Here is an 18,156-nt window from a genome sequence, read left to right as displayed (position 1 = left end):
GACACGAGTCGGATCCGAACGGCAGCGTCAGCTGCGGGCTGCGGGCTGCGGGCGGCGGGCTGCCGGCTGCCGACGCGGAGTCGGTGTCACCTCGACCCGGTAGGCTTCCCGGCGTGTGCCCATGGCCGGGCGCGCGCCGGGAACGCAGACGTACCGGGCGTAAGGCGAGATCGGAAGGAACCGGCGTTGCACGTGCAGGAATGGCTCGAGACGATCCCCGCGGTCAGTATCTACGCGCTGGTTGCACTGGTCATCGGCCTGGAGAGCCTGGGCATTCCCCTGCCCGGCGAGATCGTTCTGGTCTCTGCCGCGCTGCTCGCCTCCCAGCACGGTGAGATCAACCCGTTCGTCCTCGGCGCGTGCGCGAGCGCCGGCGCGGTCATCGGTGACTCCATCGGCTATGCCATCGGTCGCAAGGGAGGCCGGCCGCTGCTGGCCTGGCTCGGAGCGAAGTTCCCCAAGCACTTCGGCGAGGGGCACATCGCCACGGCTGAGCGGTCCTTCGAGAAGTGGGGCATGTGGGCGGTCTTCTTCGGCCGCTTCGTCGCGCTGCTGCGGATCTTCGCGGGGCCCCTCGCGGGAGTGCTGCGGATGCCGTACTGGAAGTTCCTGATCGCCAACGTGCTGGGCGGGATCATCTGGGCGGGCGGTACGACGGCGGTCATCTACTACGTGGGCGTGGTCGCGGAGTCCTGGCTGAAGCGGTTCTCGTGGCTGGGCCTGGTGCTGGCGGTGCTGATCGGGCTGACGTCGATGCTGGTGCTCAAGCGCAAGGCCAAGAAGATGCAGGGTGAGAAGCAGGGTTCTGAGCCTGACGCCGAGACCGTAGGGGTTGCCGAGTAGTTCCGGGCGCGGGCCGTCTGCGGCTTGTCGCGCGGTTCCCCGCGCCCCTCCGGACGGAACGCCCTACTCGTGGATTTCCTGGTGGGCCTTCGCCAGTTCGGCGTACATCGTGCCGTTCAGCGAGACCCCCTCCCTCTCCTCCACGGTCAGCTCACGCCTCACCTTCGCCGGTACACCCGCGACCAGTGAACCAGGCGGGACCTCCATGCCCTGCGGTACCAGGGCCTGGGCCGCCACCAGCGAACCCGCGCCGATGACCGCGCCGTTCAACACGGTCGCGCCCATGCCGATCAGACAGTCGTCCTCGACCGTCGCGCCGTGCACCACCGCGTTGTGGCCCACGGAGACCCGCTCGCCGATGGTCACGGGGAAGCCAGGATCGGCGTGCAGCGTGCAGTTGTCCTGGATGTTGCTCCGGGCACCGACGGAGATCCGCTCCACGTCGCCGCGCAGCACCGCCCCGTACCAGACGCTGGCCCCCGCCTGAAGGGTCACGTCCCCGATCACCGAGGACGTGGGCGCCACGAACGCCTCCTCATCCACCTTCGGCTCCCTGCCGCCGATGCCGGTGATCAACGCCTTGTGCGTCATCGCGCCTCCTCGTCCTCGAATGCGTAGACGGTACGCCACCTCTGTGGGGCGAAGATCACAGGTGTACGGCATGCTGGCCCCACCCGGCCGTGAGTACGGTGTGCGGGTGCCCAAGCCCAAGAACACGTTCTCGTCATGGCGGCGTCGGCAGGCGCAGCGCGCGGTGCACGCGGTCTGGGACTGGGTGCAGCGCACGGGTTCCGTGACCGCCGAGAGCCCCGGGCGGCTGACCTTCCGGGCGATGGGAACAGGTACCAGACTGGCCTTCCCGCTGGGCACGGTCTTCGGTGAACCCTGGATCGAACTGGGCTCGCACTGCATCGTCGGCGAGCAGGTGACCCTGACGGCCGGCCTGATGCCGGACCTCGACCTCGGCCCCGACGCCATTCTGCGTATCGGCGACGGGGTCGTCCTCGGCCGCGGCAGCCATGTCATCGCCGACACGACGGTGACCATCGGCAGCGACTGCTACTTCGGACCGTATGTGTACGTGACGTCCACCAACCATTCGTACGACGATCCGCACGAGCCCATCGGCAAGCAGTGGCCGCGGATGGAGCCGGTGGAGATCGGCCCGGGCTGCTGGATCGGCACCGGTGCGGTGATCCTTCCGGGGGCGCGGATCGGGCGGAACGTGGTGGTGGCCGCCGGTGCGGTGGTACGCGGAACGGTGCCCGACCACGCGGTGGTGGCGGGGGCCCCGGCCCGCGTCGTACGCCGCTGGACGCCGACCGAGGGTTGGTGCCCACCGCTGCGGACACCGGCCCCGACACCGATACCGGAGGGGACCACTCCGGACCAGTTGCGGGCGTTGGCGGAGCTGGACGAGGGGGCTGTGGCGCGGCTCGCGGAGCTGGACGTCGAGGAGCAGGTCGGGGACGTACGCGCCGAGTCCTGATCCCGGCGTATGCCGTGACCGGCGGTCAGCCTGTGGCGAGCAGGAGGGTGCCCACCAGGGCCAGGCCCGCGCCCGCCGCCTGGACCGCGCGCAGCCGTTCGCTGAGGAAGCCGCGTGCCGCCAGGGCGGTGACCACCGGGTAGAGCGAGGCGAGTACGGCGGCCACGGTGACCGGGCCGTGCTGGGCGGCGATCGAGTAGGTGCCGTTGGCGGCGACGTCGGCGAGGCCGACGAAGCCCAGCGCGGGGAGCAGGCGCCAGGGGAAGCCGCCTGCCGGGAGGGCGGCGCCACCGCGCCGGACCGAGACGTACAGTGCGGCGCCACCGGCGGCCACGTTCGTCACGCGCTGTACGAAGAGCGCGAGGAACAGGCCGGTGAGGGTGGTCGACGCCTCCGCGATCAGCGCGAACACCGTGCCGAAACCGAACGCCGCGAGCAGGCTGAGCAGGATCGCCTGCCGTTGCACGGGCGCGCCCTTGAGCTGCGGTCCGCCCGCGAGCACGACCCCGGCGACGGCCACGGCGATCCCCGCGAACTGGAGCAGCCCGGGGCGCTCGCCGAGGAAGAGCCCGACGCTGATGGGGACGGCGACACCGAGGGAGCCGAGGGGGGAGACGACCCCCATCGGGCCGAGGGCGAGCGCCTTGTAGAAGGAGAGCAGGGCCACCGGTCCGGCCAGGCCGGCGGCGACGGCGAACCAGAGCCGGGGGCCCGCCTCGGTCCACCCGCCGGTCAGAATCACGATCGTGCCGAGCACGACCGCCGCCATCGACTGGGACACCACGACCACCGTCAACGCGGACATGCGCCGGGTCAGCAGGCCGCCGCCGAAGTCGGCCAGCCCCCAGAGCAGGCTGGTGACCAGGGCGAAGAATGCGGTCATGAGGACGCCTCGCAGTACAGTGGAGTGAACGATTCGGTGCACCACACGGTAGTACAGTGAAGTGAACCTTGTCATCCAAGATGTTGCACTCAGGATTGTGCGGCAGGATGAGGGCTGAAGCCGAAGCGCTAGCCGCGGCGGATGACTGAGCCGAAGACAAGAGTGTCGGACGAGAACTGGGACGGAACATTGTCGGACCTCGACCTGCTGACCCAGTCCCTGGCGCGCAGCGTGAAGCGCTGGCGCGCCGAGCGGGGCTTCACCCTGGAGACGCTCGCCGCCCGTGCCGGGGTGAGCCGCGGGATGCTCATCCAGATCGAGCAGGCCCGCACCAACCCGAGCCTCGGCACGGTCGTGAAGATCGGCGACGCGCTCGGCGTGAGCATCACCACCCTGCTCGACTACGAACAGGGCCCGAAGGTCCGGATCGTCCCGGCCGACCAGGCCGTGCGGCTGTGGCACAACGACGCGGGCAGCTACAACCGGCTCCTGGCGGGCACCGAGGCGCCGGGCCCGCTGGAACTGTGGGACTGGCGGCTCATGCCCGGCGACAGCAGCCCGTCCGACCCGCACCCGGCGGGCACGTTCGAGATCCTCCATGTCACGGCGGGCGAACTGACGCTCACGGTCGACGGAGTCGAACACCGCGTCCCGGCCGGCGCGAGCGCCACCTTCGAGGCCAACGTCCCCCACACATACGGCAATGACGGCACCCTGCCGATGGAGATGGTGATGTCGGTGTCGGTCCCGCCGGTGAGCTGATGAGCTTCTCCGGTGTCAGTGGTCGGCGTCCCTGCCGATGTACACGTCGGCGAACGCCGCTGCCGCCGCAGGGGAGTTGAGGATGCGGCGTAGACGGGCGAGGGTGGTGCCGGAGCGGAACGGGTCGCCCGACGATGCCCCGTGGTAGATGTCGGACAGCCACAGGGAGAACTCCTGGTACTGCCAGACGCGCCGCAGACACGCCTTGGAGTAGCCGTTGAGGGCGTCCGGGTCGCCCTTCGTGAGGTAGTCGACGAGTCCGTCGCCGAGCAGGAAGGCGTCGTGCAGGGCGAGGTTCATTCCCTTGGCGGCGATGGGCGCGGTGAGATGGGCCGCGTCACCGGCCAGGAAGAGCCGCCCGAACTGCATCGGCTCCACCACGTAGTTGTGCATGTCGAGGACGCGCTTCTCGATCAGACGGCCCTCGTTGAGCGGGGGCGCCCCCAACGCGCCCAGTCGTTCGTGGAGTTCGGCCCAGACGCGGTCGTCCGGCCAGTTCTCCGGATCGTCCCCGGGCGGGCATTCCAGGTAGTAGCGGGTGACCTCGGGCCCCCGCGCCATGTGCCCGGCGAAGCCGCGCGGATGGATGCCGAACATCACGCAGTCGTTGGACGGCGGCGCCTCGGCGAGAAGGGCCAGCCAGCCGATGCCGTAGTCGTGCCGCGCGACCCGGGCGTGCTCCGCCGGGATCGCCGTACGGGTCACTCCACGTGCCCCGTCGCATCCGGCGATGAACTCGCCCTGCACATACTCTCGTTGACCTGTCTCCGCGGAGACGTAGGACACGGCGGGCCAGACGGTGTCGAGGTCGTGGACGAGCACGTCCCGGACGCCGAAGCGGATGTCGCCGCCGCGCACGTCGGCGTACTCGCGCACCAGGTCCGTCACCAACAGCGGCTGGGGATAGGCGAAGTGGCGGTGGCCCGACAGCTCGGCGTACTCGAAACGATGGCGCCGGCCGTCGAACCGGAACTCGCACCTGGTGTGCGTTCCCGCCCGCTCCAGCAACGTGTCGGCCAGGCCGCGCTGTTGGAGCGCGCGCACCGCCCACTCCTCGATGAACCCGGCCCGGGGGTGCTGCTCGATGAACTCCCGGCTCTCCGTCTCCAGCACCACACAGTCGATGCCGGCTGCCCGCAGGATGTTGCCGACGGTGAGACCGGCGGGTCCGGCGCCCACGATCACCACCGGGAAGCGTTGCGCGGAAGGGGAGTTGGGCGTGGGGCCGGGGGGCGGTGAGGCGAAGGTCACTCGTGCATTATGTCGACCCGTCATGTCGACCGCCCGCCGTGGTCGGGTATCCCGCACTTTTCGTTATCGGCGGTCCTGGGGCGCGTCTCCTCTCCGAATGGCCTCTCCGTATCTCCGAGAGCACCTCATCTCCGAGAGCACCTCACCCCCCAGAGCCAAGGACCGGAGCTTTGAACACAGAGATCAGCCGTCGCGGCTTGCTGAAGTTCACCGGCACGACAGCGGGCGCCGTCGCCATCGGTACGACTCTCGCCACCCCCCGGGCCACAGCGGCCGGCGCGAGTCTCGTCCACCCGGGCATGCTGCACACCCGGACGGACCTGGACCGGATGGCGAAGAAAGTGAAGGCCGGGGCTGCGCCGTACACGGCGGGCTTCAGGCGACTGGCCGCCAACCGCCATGCGCAGAGCGGCTGGACGGCCAACCCGCAGGCCACGGTCTACCGGGGCGCGGGCTCGCCGCAGAACTACGCGATCCTCTACAACGACATCCACGCCGCCTACCAGAACGCCCTGCGGTGGCATGTCACCGGCGAGAGCGTGTACGCGGACACCGCCGTCGCGATCCTGAACGCCTGGTCGGCCAGGCTGACCGAGGTGGCGGGGTCGGCCGACCGGTTCCTCGCGGCGGGTCTGTACGGCTACCAGTTCGCCAACGCGGCCGAACTCGTCCGCGACCACGCGGACTTCGACCTCGCCCGCTTCCAGAAGATGATGCTGGACGTCTTTCACCCGCTCAGTGAGGACTTCCTGGCGAACCACAACGGCGCTGTCATCACCAACTACTGGGCGAACTGGGACCTCACGGCCATCGCCTGCGTCCTGGCCGTCGGCATCCTGTGCGACGACCGCGCCAAGATCGACCGGGCCGTCGAGTACTTCAAGCACGGCGCCGGCATGGGCTCGGTCAAGAACGCCATTCCGGTCGTGTACGACGACCAGGGGCTCGGCGAGTGGGTCGAGGCGGGCCGCGACCAGGGGCACGCGCTGCTCGGCGTCGGCCTGATGGGCACGGTCTGCGAGATGGCCTGGAACCAGGGCATCGACCTCTACGGCTACGACGACAGCCGCTTCCTCAAGGGCGCCCAGTACGTGGCCAAGTGGAGCTTGGGCGGCGAGGTGCCCTACACGGCGAACACCCGCAGGAAGGGTGCGGTGAACGGCTGGTCCGGCAGCGAGAGCGCGACCCGGGCCGCCGGTGTGGACCCGGCGATGACCCGCCCGATCTGGGCCATGATCGCCAACCACTACACCAAGCGCCGAGGACTGTCCGCGACCTATCTGACCCGCGTCGCCGCCCAGGCGTCCCCCGAGGGCGGCGGCGGTGACTATGGCCCCAACAGCGGAGGTTACGACCAACTCGGCTTCGGGACACTGGCGTTCACCCGGGACAGGTCGATCGAGAGCGCGAGCCCCAACCCCGGCCTCACGCCCGGAGCGAGTGCCGGCAGTCCGAGTGCCGACGGCCGGGGTGCGGTTGCCGGCGGGGCGGGTGCGTCGCCTTCGGCCGGTGCGACTCCCCAGGGCGGCAAGGGCGAGGACCTCGCCGCCACCGGTACCACGGACGTCGTCGCCTGGACCGCCGCCACCGGCATCACCGCTCTCGCGGGCGGACTTCTGCTGCTGCGCCGGCGGGGGCGGTCCGGCGGCGGTCCGGCACAGTGAGGCTGCCGGAGATCTGAGACCGGGGAGGGTTCCAGGGTCAGCCGAGGCGGGGCAGTTCGATGGCCGGGCAGCGGTCCATGACCATGTCGAGGCCGGCGGCCCTGGTGCGGTCGTACGCGGCTTCGTCGATGACGTCGAGCTGGAACCAGACGGCCTTGGCGCCGACGGCGGTCGCCTCGTCGGCGACGTGACCGGCGAGGGCACTGTTCACGAAGACGTCGACGACATCGACGTCGAAGGGGATGTCGGCCAGCGTGGCGTAACCCTGCTCGCCGTGGACGGTCTCGGCCTTCGGGTGGACGGGGACGATCCGCTTGCCGTGGCGCTGAAGGACCTCGGCCACCCGGTAGGCGGCCCGGTTCGGGTTCGACGACAGGCCCACGACCGCCCAGGTGTCGCCTCCCGCGGTCAGGATCTTGCGGATCGTCGCTGAGTCGCCGTACACGCCCGGCCTCCTGGGAATTCGAACAGCCTCTGTTGTGCGTGACAACAGCGGCTGGGCTGCGGTGATTCCCCGCTGTTGGCGCCGGCTTGGGCGGTCGGGGGCCCGGCCGGGTGAGTACCGGGCGGGTGGTGAGGGCCAGGAAGGGGCGACCTGTACGGGCGGGCCGCGAGGCCCAGGGGGTTCGTGCCGCAGGTGTGGTGGGCGGTGCCGAGGGACCGGTCGTCGTTCAGTGTCTCGGGGGTCGGGTCTACGAAACCGGCCGAGATCTTGCGAAGGCGGGGGTGGCCCGTAGCGCGGCGTTCGTGCGGACCCTCTCGTGCATCCGGCGTCTGTCGTCGGGCGTCCGCTTGGTGTCCGCCGCGGGTGCCGTGGGCCCCTGTACTGGCAGTTCCGACAGTTCCGGCCGTACTGGCAGTTCCGGTCGGCTCAGTTCACCAATGCGGCGGGCTGCCACACGGACTCGGGGTCGAGCGGGTCGCGCTTGAAGGCGGCGGCCTCCTCCTCCACGTCCGGGAGGGTCGCGCCGGGTGCTCCGAAACCGCGCAACAAGGTGTCGCAGTGGCCGACCGCGCCTACGGGTGCGTGTCCGTGATCGCGATGACCTGGTCCAGGCGGTCCAGGGCAGCCCGCAGGTCGTCGGCCCTGGCCTGGATGCGGTCACGCTCGGCGCGCAGCATGGCTCGTTGTCCGGCGTCGGTGTGCCCGGCGTCCCAGCACGGAAGGAGTTCCATGATCTTTCGGCTGGTCAGGCCGGCGGCGAACATCTCCTGGAAGAAACGGACCCGGGGGATGGCGTCCTGCCGGTAGAGGCGCTGGCCGGATGCGCTGCGCTCCGGGATGAGCAGCTGCTGCTGCTCGTAGTAGCGCACGGCGCGTACCGAGACGCCGGCGCCCTGTGCCACCTCGCCGATGCGGATCAGCCGCTCGGTCGAGGGCTCTGTGACGGTCATGGTGATTCCTCTCACCCCGGCCCTGATGACCAGCGCTTGCCTCTGACGTTGGCGTCAGGTTTTAGCGTACCGGGCATGGACATCAACAACTCAGTTGCCCTTGTCACCGGAGCCAACCGCGGCCTGGGCCGCGCCTTCGCCCAGCGCCTGCTCGAACGGGGCGCCCGCAAGGTCTACGCGACGGCCCGCCGACCGGAGACCGTGGACCTGCCCGGGGTGGAGGTGCTGTCCCTCGACATCGCCGATCCCGCATCCGTGAGGGCTGCAGCCGAGGCCGCCCCGGACGTCACGCTGCTCATCAACAACGCGGGAATCAATACGGGCACCGACCTGGTGACCGGTTCGCTGGACGCGGTACGGCAGGAGCTGGAGACCAATGTGTTCGGCCACCTGGGAATGATCCGGGAGTTCGCGCCGGCGCTCGCCAGGAACGGCGGGGGCGCGGTCGTGAACGTCATCTCCGCCATGTCGTGGTTCGGGATCAAGGGCGCCAATGCGTACCATCTGACCAAGGCCGCCGCCTGGGCCATGACCAACGGGGTCCGCCTGGAGCTCGCCGAGCAGGGCACGCTCGTGACAGCGGTGCACCTCGGCCTGGCCGACACCGACATGACGGCGGGCTGGTCCGCGGCCAAGATCGCTCCGTCGGACCTGGCGGACGCGGCGTTCGACGGTGTCGAGGCGGGCTCCGCCGAGGTCCTCGCCGACCAGTGGAGTCGGGACATCAAGTCCCGGCTGCCGCTGGCACCGGAGGAGTTCAACGCCGCGATGGATCGCGCCTTGGCGGCGCTGATGGCAGCCTGAGGGGCCCCTCGGGCCGCGCAGGTGTGGATCTCCATGTGGTGGCCTCGCGTCGGTGCCGGTGCCGGTGCCGGTGCCGGTGCCGGCACCGGTGCCAGTGGCAGTCGCGGGCGGCCTGATGTCGACGACACCACCCCATGAGATCCGCACCTGTGGCCTGCCCCGCAGCTCGCCGGCCGCCTCATCGGCCGCATGTCCGCCGTCGACCCGTCGCCGACCGCAGGTCAGCGCGCTCGCCCGCCAACGGCCGTTCGCCGTCAGCCGCGTGCCACCATCCGTGGCCCTACGTCCCCCCCCGGGCCTCGCTCGCCGCCCCCTCCAGTCGCCGACCGGTCGTCAGCACCACGGTCACCCTCCACCGGCGCCTCCTTGGCGCCCTCGGCGAGCGGCTCGACCTTGACCCACTCACCGCATCACGCCCGGGTACACCCGACACACCACGGCACGCCGGACTCACCACCATCGCCATACGTGCCACGGGCCGGCTCTGCCGACGCCCCTCAAGGGGCGCGAGGAACTGCGCGACGACTCCACCAACCCGGGCCGAACCGACCCGCCGAACCAGCGGAGCGTTACGCTCGGCACCGTGCTCCGCATCTCTGACGCCCGAACCGGCGAGTCCGTCGTCGCCGCCCCGGCCCGCCGGGCCCTTACCCGTGTCGAGGCGCATGCGCCGGGCTTCGGCACCACAGCCCTGCGCGTGGTCCTGGTCGCCGACGTCCTCGTCCGTGCCCTGGAAATCGGCGGCACCCCCGTGTGGCCCGTGCTGGCCGGCGCCGAACGGGTGGCCGAACTCCGGGCGGGTGCCACGGCTCTCGGCATCCGGCCCTTCGAGGACCGGGGTGATGTCGGGACTGAGCCGGCTCAGTCCCGGGTGATCCATGTGGTGAGCCTGGGCGACCGAACGGCGGACGGTGTCCGACTGGATGTCGCTCCCGCCGACTCCGCGACCGACCCCGGAGACATCGACCCCGCCACCCTCCGCCTGGCCCTGCTCACCCGCCCTCGCTCCGAGCCTGTCGACCTGACCCCGGCCGCCCTGGCCGACGCGGGGAGCGCGCTCGCGCACTGGCGCCGATCGGTCGCCGGCTGGGCACGGCAGCCGTCCCGGCCGGTGCCCGAGGAGGTACGCCAGGAGCTGCGCGCCGCCTGGGAGGACGACCTGGACACGCCCGCCGTACTGGACGTCCTGCGCCGCGTCGAGACCCTCGACGGGCTGCCGGACGGCGCCCGCTTCGAGACGTACGCCTACGCCGACCGCATCCTCGGCCTCGAACTCACCCGCGAGATCGGGTCGTTGACGTGACCGCCCGCCACAACGCGGGCCAGCCGCGTCGGCTGGTCGTCCTGCGGCACGCCAAGTCGGCCTGGCCGATGGGCGTCGACGACCATGACCGCCCCCTCGGGCCGCGCGGTCTGCGGGACGCGCCGGCCGTCGGACGCGCACTCGCCGAGGCCGACTGCCTGCCCGACCTCGTCCTGTGCTCCACGGCCGAACGGGCCCGCCGTACCTGGGAGTTGGCGTCGGCCGAGTGGGGTACCCCACCGCCGGTCCGGCACGAGCCGAGGCTGTACGGGGCGGACGTGGCCGAGTTGCTGGCTGTCGTCGGTGAAGTCCCCTCCGGGGTCGGGACGTTGCTGCTGGTCGGCCACAACCCCGGCCTGGAGGAACTGGTGCTGGAGCTGGCCGGGGAAGCGCTCGACGGCGCGCTGAACGACGTACGGACGAAGTTCCCGACCTCCGCGATCGCCGTCCTGGCCTGGCACGGCGACAGTTGGCGCGACCTCGCGCCCGGCACGGCCCTGCTCACGGGCATGACCGTGCCGCGCGGGACGACAACCGGCTGATCCGAGCCGGTCAGCCCACGTGGACGCGCGGACGCCGATCGAGGTCCGGTTCGGCGCGGCGCAGGACCTCACGGGTGACCGGGGCGACCTCGCCGTGGCCGAAGATCAGAAAGCGGACCAGATGGCTGAAGGGGTTGCCCTCGGTCCAGTTGAAGTAGGCGTGCGGAACCTGGCCGGTGCGGTCGCGCAGCTGCATCAGCACCGCCGCGATGGTGTTCGGCACGGTCGCGCCCTCGACCCGCAGCCGGCGTGCCCCGTGCTTCTCGTCGCCGCGCACGGCGAGGTCGGTCGTGAAGTCGGAGGAGTCCCGCACGAACACCTCGAGGAACAGCACGGGACGGCCGTCCGGGATGTGGGTCTGTTCGCGCTGGCTCTGTTCCTTGGCGCGGTACTCCCGCGTGCTGTGTTCCTGCGGCTCGTTCGCCACCAGGAGAAGCGGGCCGCTGGCGGCCGCCTCGTCGATGATACGGACGGCGGCCTGGTCGAACGTCACTTCCGCGGCCCGCAGTTCGAAGGCGCGGCGCACCCGTGACGCGAACGACAGGACAAGGATCGCCAGGATGAAGATCATCGCGATCTTGATGCCGTCGGGACGCTCGATCACGTTCGTGACCAGGGTGTACCCGAACACCGCGGTGATCGCGCCGAAGCCGATCGTGGCAGCCCGGTGGCCGCGCTGGTGCACGGCCACCGCCGACGCGAACGCCGCGGACAGCATCAGCACCAGCACACCGGTCGCGTAGGCGCCGCTCTGGTCGTCGACGTTCGCGTTGAACCAGAGCGTGATGAACACGGCCGCCGCCATGAACACCAGCACCAACGGCCGGACGGCCCGCGTCCATTCGGGCGCCATGCCGTAGCGGGGCAGATAGCGCGGTACGAGGTTCAGCAGACCGGCGAGCGCGGAGGCGCCCGCGAACCAGAGGATCGCGATGGTCGAGATGTCGTAGACCGTGCCGAACGCCTCGCCCAGGTGCTCGTGCGCGAGGTAGGCGAGAGCGCGCCCGTTCGCCGGGCCGCCGCTCTCGAAGGCGGACTGCGGGATCAGGATCGTCGTCGCCAGACTGGACAGCAGCAGGAAGCAGCTCATGATGACGGCGGCCGTGGTGAGCAGCTTGCGCGTCTCCCGGATCCGTCCCTCGGGCCGTTCGTAGGTGTCCGTCGCGTCGCCCTTGACCTGTGGCATCACCGCCACGCCCGTCTCGAAGCCGGACATGCCGAGCGCCAGTTTCGGGAAGACGAGCAGTGCCACGCCGATCATCGCGATCGGCGAGGAGTGCTCCGCGGTCATCGCGTCCGTCCAGTCGCCGATCTTGGTGGGGTGGCTGAACACCTCCCAGGCGGAGACGGCGAGGACGACGACATTGAGGGTGAGGTAGGCGCCCACGAGTGCCACGGCGATGCCCATGGCCTCCTTGAAGCCCTTCAGGAACACCGCGCCGAGGCCGAGGACCAGGACGAGTGTGATCCACACGTTCCCGTTGTGCGTCCAGTGCGGGGCGAAAGGATTCTCCACGACGTGCGCGGACGCGTCCGCCGCCGACAGGGTGATCGTGATCATGAAGTCCGTGGCCGCGAAGCCGAGCAGCACGAGTACGAAGATCTTCCCCGACCACCAGGGCAGCAGCCGCTCCAGCATGGCGATCGACCCCTCGCCGTGCGGACTCTCCCGCGCGACGAGGCGGTAGACCGGCAGCGCTCCGAGGAGCGTCAGGGCGATCAGCACGAGGGTGGCGAGCGGCGAGAGGAGACCGGCCGCGAGGGCGGCGATGCCCGGCTGGTAGCCGAGCGTCGAGAAGTAGTCGACGCCCGTCAGGCACATGACCCGCCACCACCGGTGGCCCTGCTGGTCCTCGGCCGGAGTGGCGTGCGGCCCCGGATGCCGGGCCGACTGCTCGCTGAGCCCCTCCAGCAGCCAGGCCCGCCAGCGAGGTGCGGGCTGCGCGGACACCGTCGCGGAGGACCCGGGCTCCCCGGGCCCGGCGCTGTCCATGCCATCCACCTCGACGCCGGTCATGCGGTGATCTCCTTGGGGTCTTCTTTGTGTGTTGTTTGCTTCTTTGTTGCTTCTCTGCGCATACGGAATGGCCTGCGGCCTTTTGGCAACGAGGAGTGAGTATCCACCACGTCTGCCCCCGTAAGGTGGCCGGATGCCGGACGAGTACCGAACAGTCGCCCAGGCGGGCTTGCACGAGACCGAGGTCAACCGCTCCCGCTTCCTGTGCGCCCTCTCCCCGGCGGCCACCGAACAGGAGGCCCAGGAGTTCGTCGCCGCCGTCCGCAAGGAGAACGCCGACGCCACCCACAACTGCTACGCCTACGTCATCGGCGCCGACGCCTCCGTCCAGCGGGCGAGCGACGACGGCGAACCGGGCGGCACCGCCGGCGTCCCCATGCTCCAGATGCTGCTGCGCCGGGACATGCGGTACGTCGTCGCCGTCGTCACCCGCTACTACGGCGGCGTCAAACTGGGCGCGGGAGGCCTGATCCGGGCCTACGGGGGAGCGGTCGGCGAAGCCCTCGACATCCTCGGCACCCGCACCCGCCGCCGCTTCCGGCTGGCCACGGTGACCGTCGACCACCAGCGGGCCGGAAAGGTCCAGAACGACCTGCGGTCCACCGGCCGCGAGGTGCGCGACGTGCGGTACGGGGAGGTCGTCACGATCGAGATCGGGCTGCCGGACGCCGAAGTGGACGCCTTCAGGGCCTGGCTGGCGGACGTGACGGCGGGGACCGCCGGGTTCGAACTCGGGGGAGAGGCGTACGGGGACGCGTGAGCAACACGACGCCCTCGGGGGCCGCACAACGGGCCGATACGGGAGTAACCGCCCGTGATGTCAGACCCGGCTGTTAGTTTCGGGGATCATGAGACTGCTGCACACCTCCGACTGGCATCTCGGCCGCGCCTTCCACCGGGTCAACATGCTCGGGGCGCAGGCCGAGTTCATCGGCCATCTCGTCTCCGTCGCGCGGGAGCGCGAGGTGGACGCGGTGGTCGTGTCGGGTGATGTGTACGACAGGGCGGTGCCTCCGCTGGCCGCGGTCGAGCTCTTCGACGACGCCCTGCACCGGCTAGCCGACCTCGGTGTGCCCACGGTGATGATCTCCGGCAACCACGACTCCGCCCGCCGCCTCGGCGTCGGCGCCGGGCTCATCGACCGCGCCGGCATCCACCTGCGCACCGACCCGTCGGCTGCCGGCACCCCCGTGGTGCTCCGCGACACCTTCGGCGACGTCGCCTTCTACGGCCTGCCGTATCTCGAACCGGCCCTGGTGAAGGACGAGTTCGGCGTGGAGAAGGTCGGCCACGAGAGCGTCCTCGCCGCCGCCATGGACCGGGTCCGCGCCGACCTCGCCACGCGCGCGGAGGGCACCCGTTCCGTCGTCCTCGCCCATGCCTTCGTCACCGGCGGCGAGGCCAGCGACAGCGAGCGGGACATCACCGTCGGAGGGGTCGCCGCCGTGCCCTCCGGGGTGTTCGACGGCGTCGACTACGTGGCGCTGGGTCATCTGCACGGCTGCCAGACCATCACCGGGCGCGTGCGCTACTCGGGCTCCCCGCTGCCGTACTCCTTCTCGGAGGCCGACCACCGCAAGAGCATGTGGCTGATCGACCTGGCGGGCGACGGCTCGCTCACCGCGGAGCGCCTCGACTGCCCGGTGCCGCGCCCGCTCGCCCGTATCCGGGGGGCGCTGGACGACCTGCTCGCCGACCCGGGCCTCGCCCGCCACGAGGACGCGTGGGTCGAGGCGACCCTCACCGACGCGGTGCGCCCGGCGGACCCCATGGCCCGGCTCATGGAACGGTTCCCGCACACCCTCGCCCTCGCCTTCGATCCGGAGCGCTCACCCGGGGACCCGGACGTGACGTACGCACGGCGCCTGGCGGGGCGCGGGGACCAGGAGATCGCGGAGGACTTCGTCCTGCATGTGCGGGGCGCGGGAGCCGACGAGCACGAACGGGGCGTGCTGCGGGAGGCGTTCGACGCGGTGCGGGCCGACGAGACGGTACGGGAGGTGACGCGGTGATCCCGGCGCGGGCTGTGGGGATGGGGCGGAAAAGTGCGGGGCAGCAGGGCGGGCGCGGGCCGGTGGGGCTTCTCGCGCAGTTCCCCGCGCCCCTGAAAGGCGGGGGCTGCGCCCCTCGCCTTTCGGACCACGACACGGGCCGCACCGATTCGCACAGCGACTGGCACACGGAGGGCGCCCGGTGAGGCTGCACCGGCTGGACATCACAGCCTTCGGGCCCTTCGGCGGCACCCAGCGGGTCGACTTCGGCGAGCTGTCCGCCGCCGGGCTCTTCCTCCTGCACGGCCCGACGGGCGCGGGCAAGACCTCCGTCCTGGACGCCGTCTGCTACGCGCTGTACGGCTCGGTGCCCGGCGCCCGCCAGGGCGGCTCGCTGCGCAGCGACCACGCCGAGGCCGGCACCCGCACCGAGGTCACCCTCGAACTCACCGTCGCCGGACGCCGGTTGGAGCTCACCCGGCAGCCACCCTGGGAGCGGGCCAAGAAGCGCGGCGCGGGCACGACGCTGGACAAGGCGCAGAGCTGGCTGCGCGAGTACGACGCCTCGGCCGGCACCTGGAAGGACCTCAGCCGCTCCCATCAGGAGATCGGCGAGGAGATCACCCAGCTGCTCGGGATGAGCCGCGAGCAGTTCTGCCAGGTCGTGCTGCTGCCCCAGGGCGACTTCGCCCGCTTCCTGCGAGCCGACGCCGAGGCCCGCGGCAAGCTGCTCGGCCGCCTCTTCGACACCCACCGCTTCGCCGAGGTCGAGAAACGCCTCGCGGACCGCCGGCGCGCCGCCGAGGCCGAAGTGCGGGACGGGGACACGGAGTTGCTGGCCGACGCCCACCGTATGCAGCAGGCCGCCGGGGACGCCATGGAGCTGCCCGGCCTCGCGCCGGGTGAACCGGGGCTGGCCGAGGCCATCATGGGCGCCGCCGCCGTCGCCCGCTGCACCGCGCGTGAGCTGCTCACCATCGCCCACTGCGCCCGCTCCGCCGCCGAGTCCGCGCAGGGCGTCGCCGACCGGGCGCTGGCCGACGTACGCGAAGTGGCCCGGCTGCAGGGCCGGTTCGCCGAGGCACGGGAGCGGGCCGGGAGGCTGGAGGAGCGCGCGGACGCCCATCGGGAGGACCGGGCGCGGATGGAGCGCGCCCGCAAGGCCGAGGCCGTGGCCCCCGCGCTGGAGTTGCGGGAGGCGGTCGAGAGCGAGCATCGGCGCGCGGCCGACGCCGAGACCCGCACGCGTGCCCTGCTGCCGGGCGGTTTCGCGGACGCCGGCGCCGGTGGACTGGCCGCCGCCGCGCGCCGGACCGCCGAGGAGCTGGGCGGGCTCGAGTCCGCCCGCCGCGCCGAACAGCGGCTGGGGCGACTCGTCGCCGAGCGCGCCGACCTGGACCGCCAGGAGCGCGCCGACGAGGACGTCCTGCACGACGCCGAGACCTGGCTCGGTGAGTGGGAGACGACAAGGGCGGGCCTCCAGACCCGCATCGAGTCGGCCCAGGAAGCCGCCACCAGGGCCGAACAGCTCGCCGTCCAGCGGGAACCCGCGCAGAACCGGCTCAGGGCCGCCCGGCAGCGCGACACGTTCGCCCGCGACACGGACGAGGCCCAGACCCGTGTGCTGGCCTCGCGCGAGAGGGCCACGGAGGCCCGGGCGCACTGGCTCGACCTCAAGGAACAGCGGCTGAACGGCATCGCCGCCGAGCTGGCCGCCGGCCTGAGCGACGGCGAACCCTGCGCCGTCTGCGGAGCCACCGAACACCCAGCGCCCGCACGGAAGATCGCCGGGCACGTCGACCGTGACGCGGAGGAGCGGGCGCTCGCCGCCTACCAGCGGGCCGACGAGCGGCGCACCGAGGACGAACGCCGGCTGGGCCTCGTACGCGAGGCACTGGCGGCTGCCACCGCCGAGGCCGGAGACACGCCCACCGGTCAACTCACCGAACAGTACGAGGAGTTGGAGCGGAGTTACGACGTGGCCAGGCGGGGCGCTTCCGGGCTGCACGCCGCACACGAGGAACTGCGCCGGGCCGAGCAGGAGCACCAGCGCCGCAGCGCCGCCCGGCAGGAGGCAGCGCTCAGGGCGGCGTCCAGGGCCGCCCGCCGGGACACGCTCGACGGCGAACGGGTGTCCCTGGAGAAGGAGTTGGCGCAGGCCCGGGGCGACGCCGAGAGCGTCGCCGCGCGAGCCGCGCAGTTGGAGCGGCAGACCGCGCTGCTCACCGACGCGGGCGAGGCGGCGCGGGCCGCCGAGGACACCGCCCAGCGGCTCAAGGACGCCGACGCCCGGCTCGCCGACGCCGCCTACCGGGCCGGCTTCGAGACACCGCGCGCGGCGGCGGACGCCCTACTGGACGACGCGGCGCATCGCGAACTGCAACGGCGGCTGGACGCCTGGCAGTCCGAGGAGGCCGCCGTACGGGCCGCCCTCGCCGAGCCGGACACGGTGGCCGCCGCGCAGCAGTCGCCCGCCGACCTCGCGCGCGCGGAACAGGCCGCCTCGGACGCGGCCCGGCGGCTGCGGCAGGCCGCCTCCGCGCGCGACGCCGCCGCGAGCCGTTGCACCGAACTCGACCGGCTGTCCGCCCGCTCGGCCACGGCGGTACGCCGGCTCGCGCCGCTGCGGGCCGCCCACGACCGGGTGGCCCGCCTCGCCACCCTCACCGCGGGCACCTCGGCGGACAACGAACGCCGGATGCGGCTGGAGTCGTACGTCCTCGCGGCCCGCCTGGAACAGGTGGCCGCCGCCGCGACGGCCCGGCTGCGGCGCATGTCGTCCGGGCGCTACACCCTCGTCCACTCCGACGACCGGGCCGGGCGGGGTCGCAGCGGCCTCGGGCTGCATGTCGTCGACGCCTGGACCGGCCGGGAGCGGGACACGGCGACCCTGTCCGGCGGGGAGACGTTCTTCGCCTCGCTCGCCCTCGCCCTCGGTCTCGCGGACGTCGTCACGGACGAGGCCGGCGGAGTCCGTCTCGACACCCTCTTCATCGACGAGGGCTTCGGCAGCCTCGACGACCAGACGCTGGACGAGGTCCTCGACGTCCTCGACTCGCTGCGCGAGCGCGACCGCAGCGTCGGCATCGTCAGTCATGTGCCGGACCTGCGCCGGCGGATCCACGCCCAACTGGAGGTGGTGAAGGAGAGATCGGGGTCGGTGGTGCGGCAGCGGGGCGGTGAGTGAGGGGCGGGGAGTGCCGCTCTTTCAG

The 18,156-nt window shown here is 71.7% G+C and carries 16 protein-coding genes; 10 read left to right on the top strand and 6 right to left on the bottom strand.

Features of this window, described 5'->3' with window-relative positions; genetic code table 11:
• Nucleotides 1-186: 186 nt before the first annotated feature.
• Nucleotides 187-843, top strand: a complete 657-nt coding sequence (locus OG241_RS09800) for a DedA family protein (RefSeq protein ID WP_405814803.1) — start codon at nucleotides 187-189, stop codon at nucleotides 841-843.
• Nucleotides 844-906: 63 nt separating this feature from the next.
• Here OG241_RS09800 and OG241_RS09795 read toward each other — a convergent pair whose 3' ends face one another.
• Complete coding sequence (locus OG241_RS09795; protein WP_405814802.1) at nucleotides 907-1,434, bottom strand: gamma carbonic anhydrase family protein; 528 nt, start codon at nucleotides 1,432-1,434, stop codon at nucleotides 907-909.
• A 106-nt stretch (nucleotides 1,435-1,540) separates the two neighbouring features.
• Between OG241_RS09795 and OG241_RS09790 the strand changes: the two genes are divergently transcribed.
• Nucleotides 1,541-2,332 carry an acyltransferase gene (locus OG241_RS09790; RefSeq protein ID WP_405826108.1) on the top strand — a complete coding sequence of 264 codons (792 nt, stop codon included), beginning with the start codon at nucleotides 1,541-1,543 and terminating at the stop codon, nucleotides 2,330-2,332.
• A gap of 25 nt (nucleotides 2,333-2,357) precedes the next feature.
• Here OG241_RS09790 and OG241_RS09785 read toward each other — a convergent pair whose 3' ends face one another.
• Nucleotides 2,358-3,215 carry an EamA family transporter gene (locus OG241_RS09785; RefSeq protein WP_405814801.1) on the bottom strand — a complete coding sequence of 286 codons (858 nt, stop codon included), beginning with the start codon at nucleotides 3,213-3,215 and terminating at the stop codon, nucleotides 2,358-2,360.
• A gap of 189 nt (nucleotides 3,216-3,404) precedes the next feature.
• On the opposite strand from OG241_RS09785, the gene OG241_RS09780 reads away from it, so the two are divergent.
• On the top strand, nucleotides 3,405-3,977 hold the full coding sequence (locus OG241_RS09780) for an XRE family transcriptional regulator (RefSeq protein WP_405826106.1): 573 nt from the start codon (nucleotides 3,405-3,407) through the stop codon (nucleotides 3,975-3,977).
• A 15-nt stretch (nucleotides 3,978-3,992) separates the two neighbouring features.
• On the opposite strand, the gene OG241_RS09775 is transcribed toward OG241_RS09780, so the two are convergent.
• Complete coding sequence (locus OG241_RS09775) at nucleotides 3,993-5,165, bottom strand: 4-hydroxybenzoate 3-monooxygenase (protein ID WP_405826104.1); 1,173 nt, start codon at nucleotides 5,163-5,165, stop codon at nucleotides 3,993-3,995.
• 233 nt (nucleotides 5,166-5,398) lie between these two features.
• Here OG241_RS09775 and OG241_RS09770 point away from each other — a divergent pair, with 233 nt between their 5' ends.
• Entirely contained in the window at nucleotides 5,399-6,892 is a 1,494-nt protein-coding gene (locus OG241_RS09770; RefSeq protein ID WP_405814800.1) for an alginate lyase family protein, read from the top strand.
• A gap of 37 nt (nucleotides 6,893-6,929) precedes the next feature.
• Here the strand turns inward: OG241_RS09770 and OG241_RS09765 are convergent, their stop codons facing one another.
• The gene (locus OG241_RS09765) at nucleotides 6,930-7,337 is read right to left on the bottom strand and encodes a CoA-binding protein (protein WP_405814799.1); all 408 of its coding nucleotides are present in this window, start codon (nucleotides 7,335-7,337) and stop codon (nucleotides 6,930-6,932) included.
• A 572-nt stretch (nucleotides 7,338-7,909) separates the two neighbouring features.
• The gene (locus OG241_RS09760; RefSeq protein WP_405814798.1) at nucleotides 7,910-8,287 is read right to left on the bottom strand and encodes a MerR family transcriptional regulator; all 378 of its coding nucleotides are present in this window, start codon (nucleotides 8,285-8,287) and stop codon (nucleotides 7,910-7,912) included.
• A 75-nt stretch (nucleotides 8,288-8,362) separates the two neighbouring features.
• Between OG241_RS09760 and OG241_RS09755 the strand changes: the two genes are divergently transcribed.
• The 3 genes from OG241_RS09755 (at nucleotide 8,363) to OG241_RS09745 (ending at nucleotide 10,936) form a co-directional block, all read left to right on the top strand.
• Nucleotides 8,363-9,091 carry an SDR family oxidoreductase gene (locus OG241_RS09755; protein WP_405814797.1) on the top strand — a complete coding sequence of 243 codons (729 nt, stop codon included), beginning with the start codon at nucleotides 8,363-8,365 and terminating at the stop codon, nucleotides 9,089-9,091.
• A gap of 583 nt (nucleotides 9,092-9,674) precedes the next feature.
• On the top strand, nucleotides 9,675-10,394 hold the full coding sequence (locus OG241_RS09750) for a hypothetical protein (protein ID WP_405814796.1): 720 nt from the start codon (nucleotides 9,675-9,677) through the stop codon (nucleotides 10,392-10,394).
• Nucleotides 10,391-10,936, top strand: coding sequence for a SixA phosphatase family protein (locus OG241_RS09745; RefSeq protein ID WP_405814795.1), 546 nt, complete (start codon nucleotides 10,391-10,393; stop codon nucleotides 10,934-10,936). The genes OG241_RS09750 and OG241_RS09745 overlap by 4 nt, the downstream gene beginning before the upstream one ends.
• A gap of 10 nt (nucleotides 10,937-10,946) precedes the next feature.
• Here the strand turns inward: OG241_RS09745 and OG241_RS09740 are convergent, their stop codons facing one another.
• Complete coding sequence (locus OG241_RS09740; RefSeq protein WP_405814794.1) at nucleotides 10,947-12,953, bottom strand: amino acid transporter; 2,007 nt, start codon at nucleotides 12,951-12,953, stop codon at nucleotides 10,947-10,949.
• Between the two features lie 133 nt (nucleotides 12,954-13,086).
• Here OG241_RS09740 and OG241_RS09735 point away from each other — a divergent pair, with 133 nt between their 5' ends.
• The 3 genes from OG241_RS09735 (at nucleotide 13,087) to OG241_RS09725 (ending at nucleotide 18,131) form a co-directional block, all read left to right on the top strand.
• Nucleotides 13,087-13,713: a YigZ family protein gene (locus OG241_RS09735; RefSeq protein ID WP_405814793.1), complete on the top strand. Its 627-nt coding sequence runs from the start codon at nucleotides 13,087-13,089 to the stop codon at nucleotides 13,711-13,713.
• Nucleotides 13,714-13,801: 88 nt separating this feature from the next.
• Entirely contained in the window at nucleotides 13,802-14,965 is a 1,164-nt protein-coding gene (locus OG241_RS09730; RefSeq protein WP_405814792.1) for an exonuclease SbcCD subunit D, read from the top strand.
• A gap of 181 nt (nucleotides 14,966-15,146) precedes the next feature.
• Complete coding sequence (locus tag OG241_RS09725) at nucleotides 15,147-18,131, top strand: AAA family ATPase (protein ID WP_405814791.1); 2,985 nt, start codon at nucleotides 15,147-15,149, stop codon at nucleotides 18,129-18,131.
• Nucleotides 18,132-18,156 lie beyond the last annotated feature (25 nt).

Origin of the sequence: Streptomyces sp. NBC_01390 (assembly GCF_045040105.1) — a bacterium.
GTDB lineage: Bacteria > Actinomycetota > Actinomycetes > Streptomycetales > Streptomycetaceae > Streptomyces.
The sequence above is the reverse complement of the archived record's forward strand: the minus strand, read 5'-3'. Positions and strand labels throughout refer to the sequence as shown.

Excerpts from the sequence above, each read along its gene's own strand:
- OG241_RS09785 (WP_405814801.1), bottom strand. The coding sequence starts at position 3,215 with ATGACCGCATTCTTCGCCCTGGTCACCAGCCTGCTCTGGGGGCTGGCC.
- OG241_RS09760 (WP_405814798.1), bottom strand. The coding sequence starts at position 8,287 with ATGACCGTCACAGAGCCCTCGACCGAGCGGCTGATCCGCATCGGCGAG.
- OG241_RS09795 (WP_405814802.1), bottom strand. The coding sequence starts at position 1,434 with ATGACGCACAAGGCGTTGATCACCGGCATCGGCGGCAGGGAGCCGAAG.
- OG241_RS09740 (WP_405814794.1), bottom strand. The coding sequence starts at position 12,953 with ATGACCGGCGTCGAGGTGGATGGCATGGACAGCGCCGGGCCCGGGGAG.
- OG241_RS09730 (WP_405814792.1), top strand. The coding sequence starts at position 13,802 with ATGAGACTGCTGCACACCTCCGACTGGCATCTCGGCCGCGCCTTCCAC.
- OG241_RS09735 (WP_405814793.1), top strand. The coding sequence starts at position 13,087 with ATGCCGGACGAGTACCGAACAGTCGCCCAGGCGGGCTTGCACGAGACC.
- OG241_RS09755 (WP_405814797.1), top strand. The coding sequence starts at position 8,363 with ATGGACATCAACAACTCAGTTGCCCTTGTCACCGGAGCCAACCGCGGC.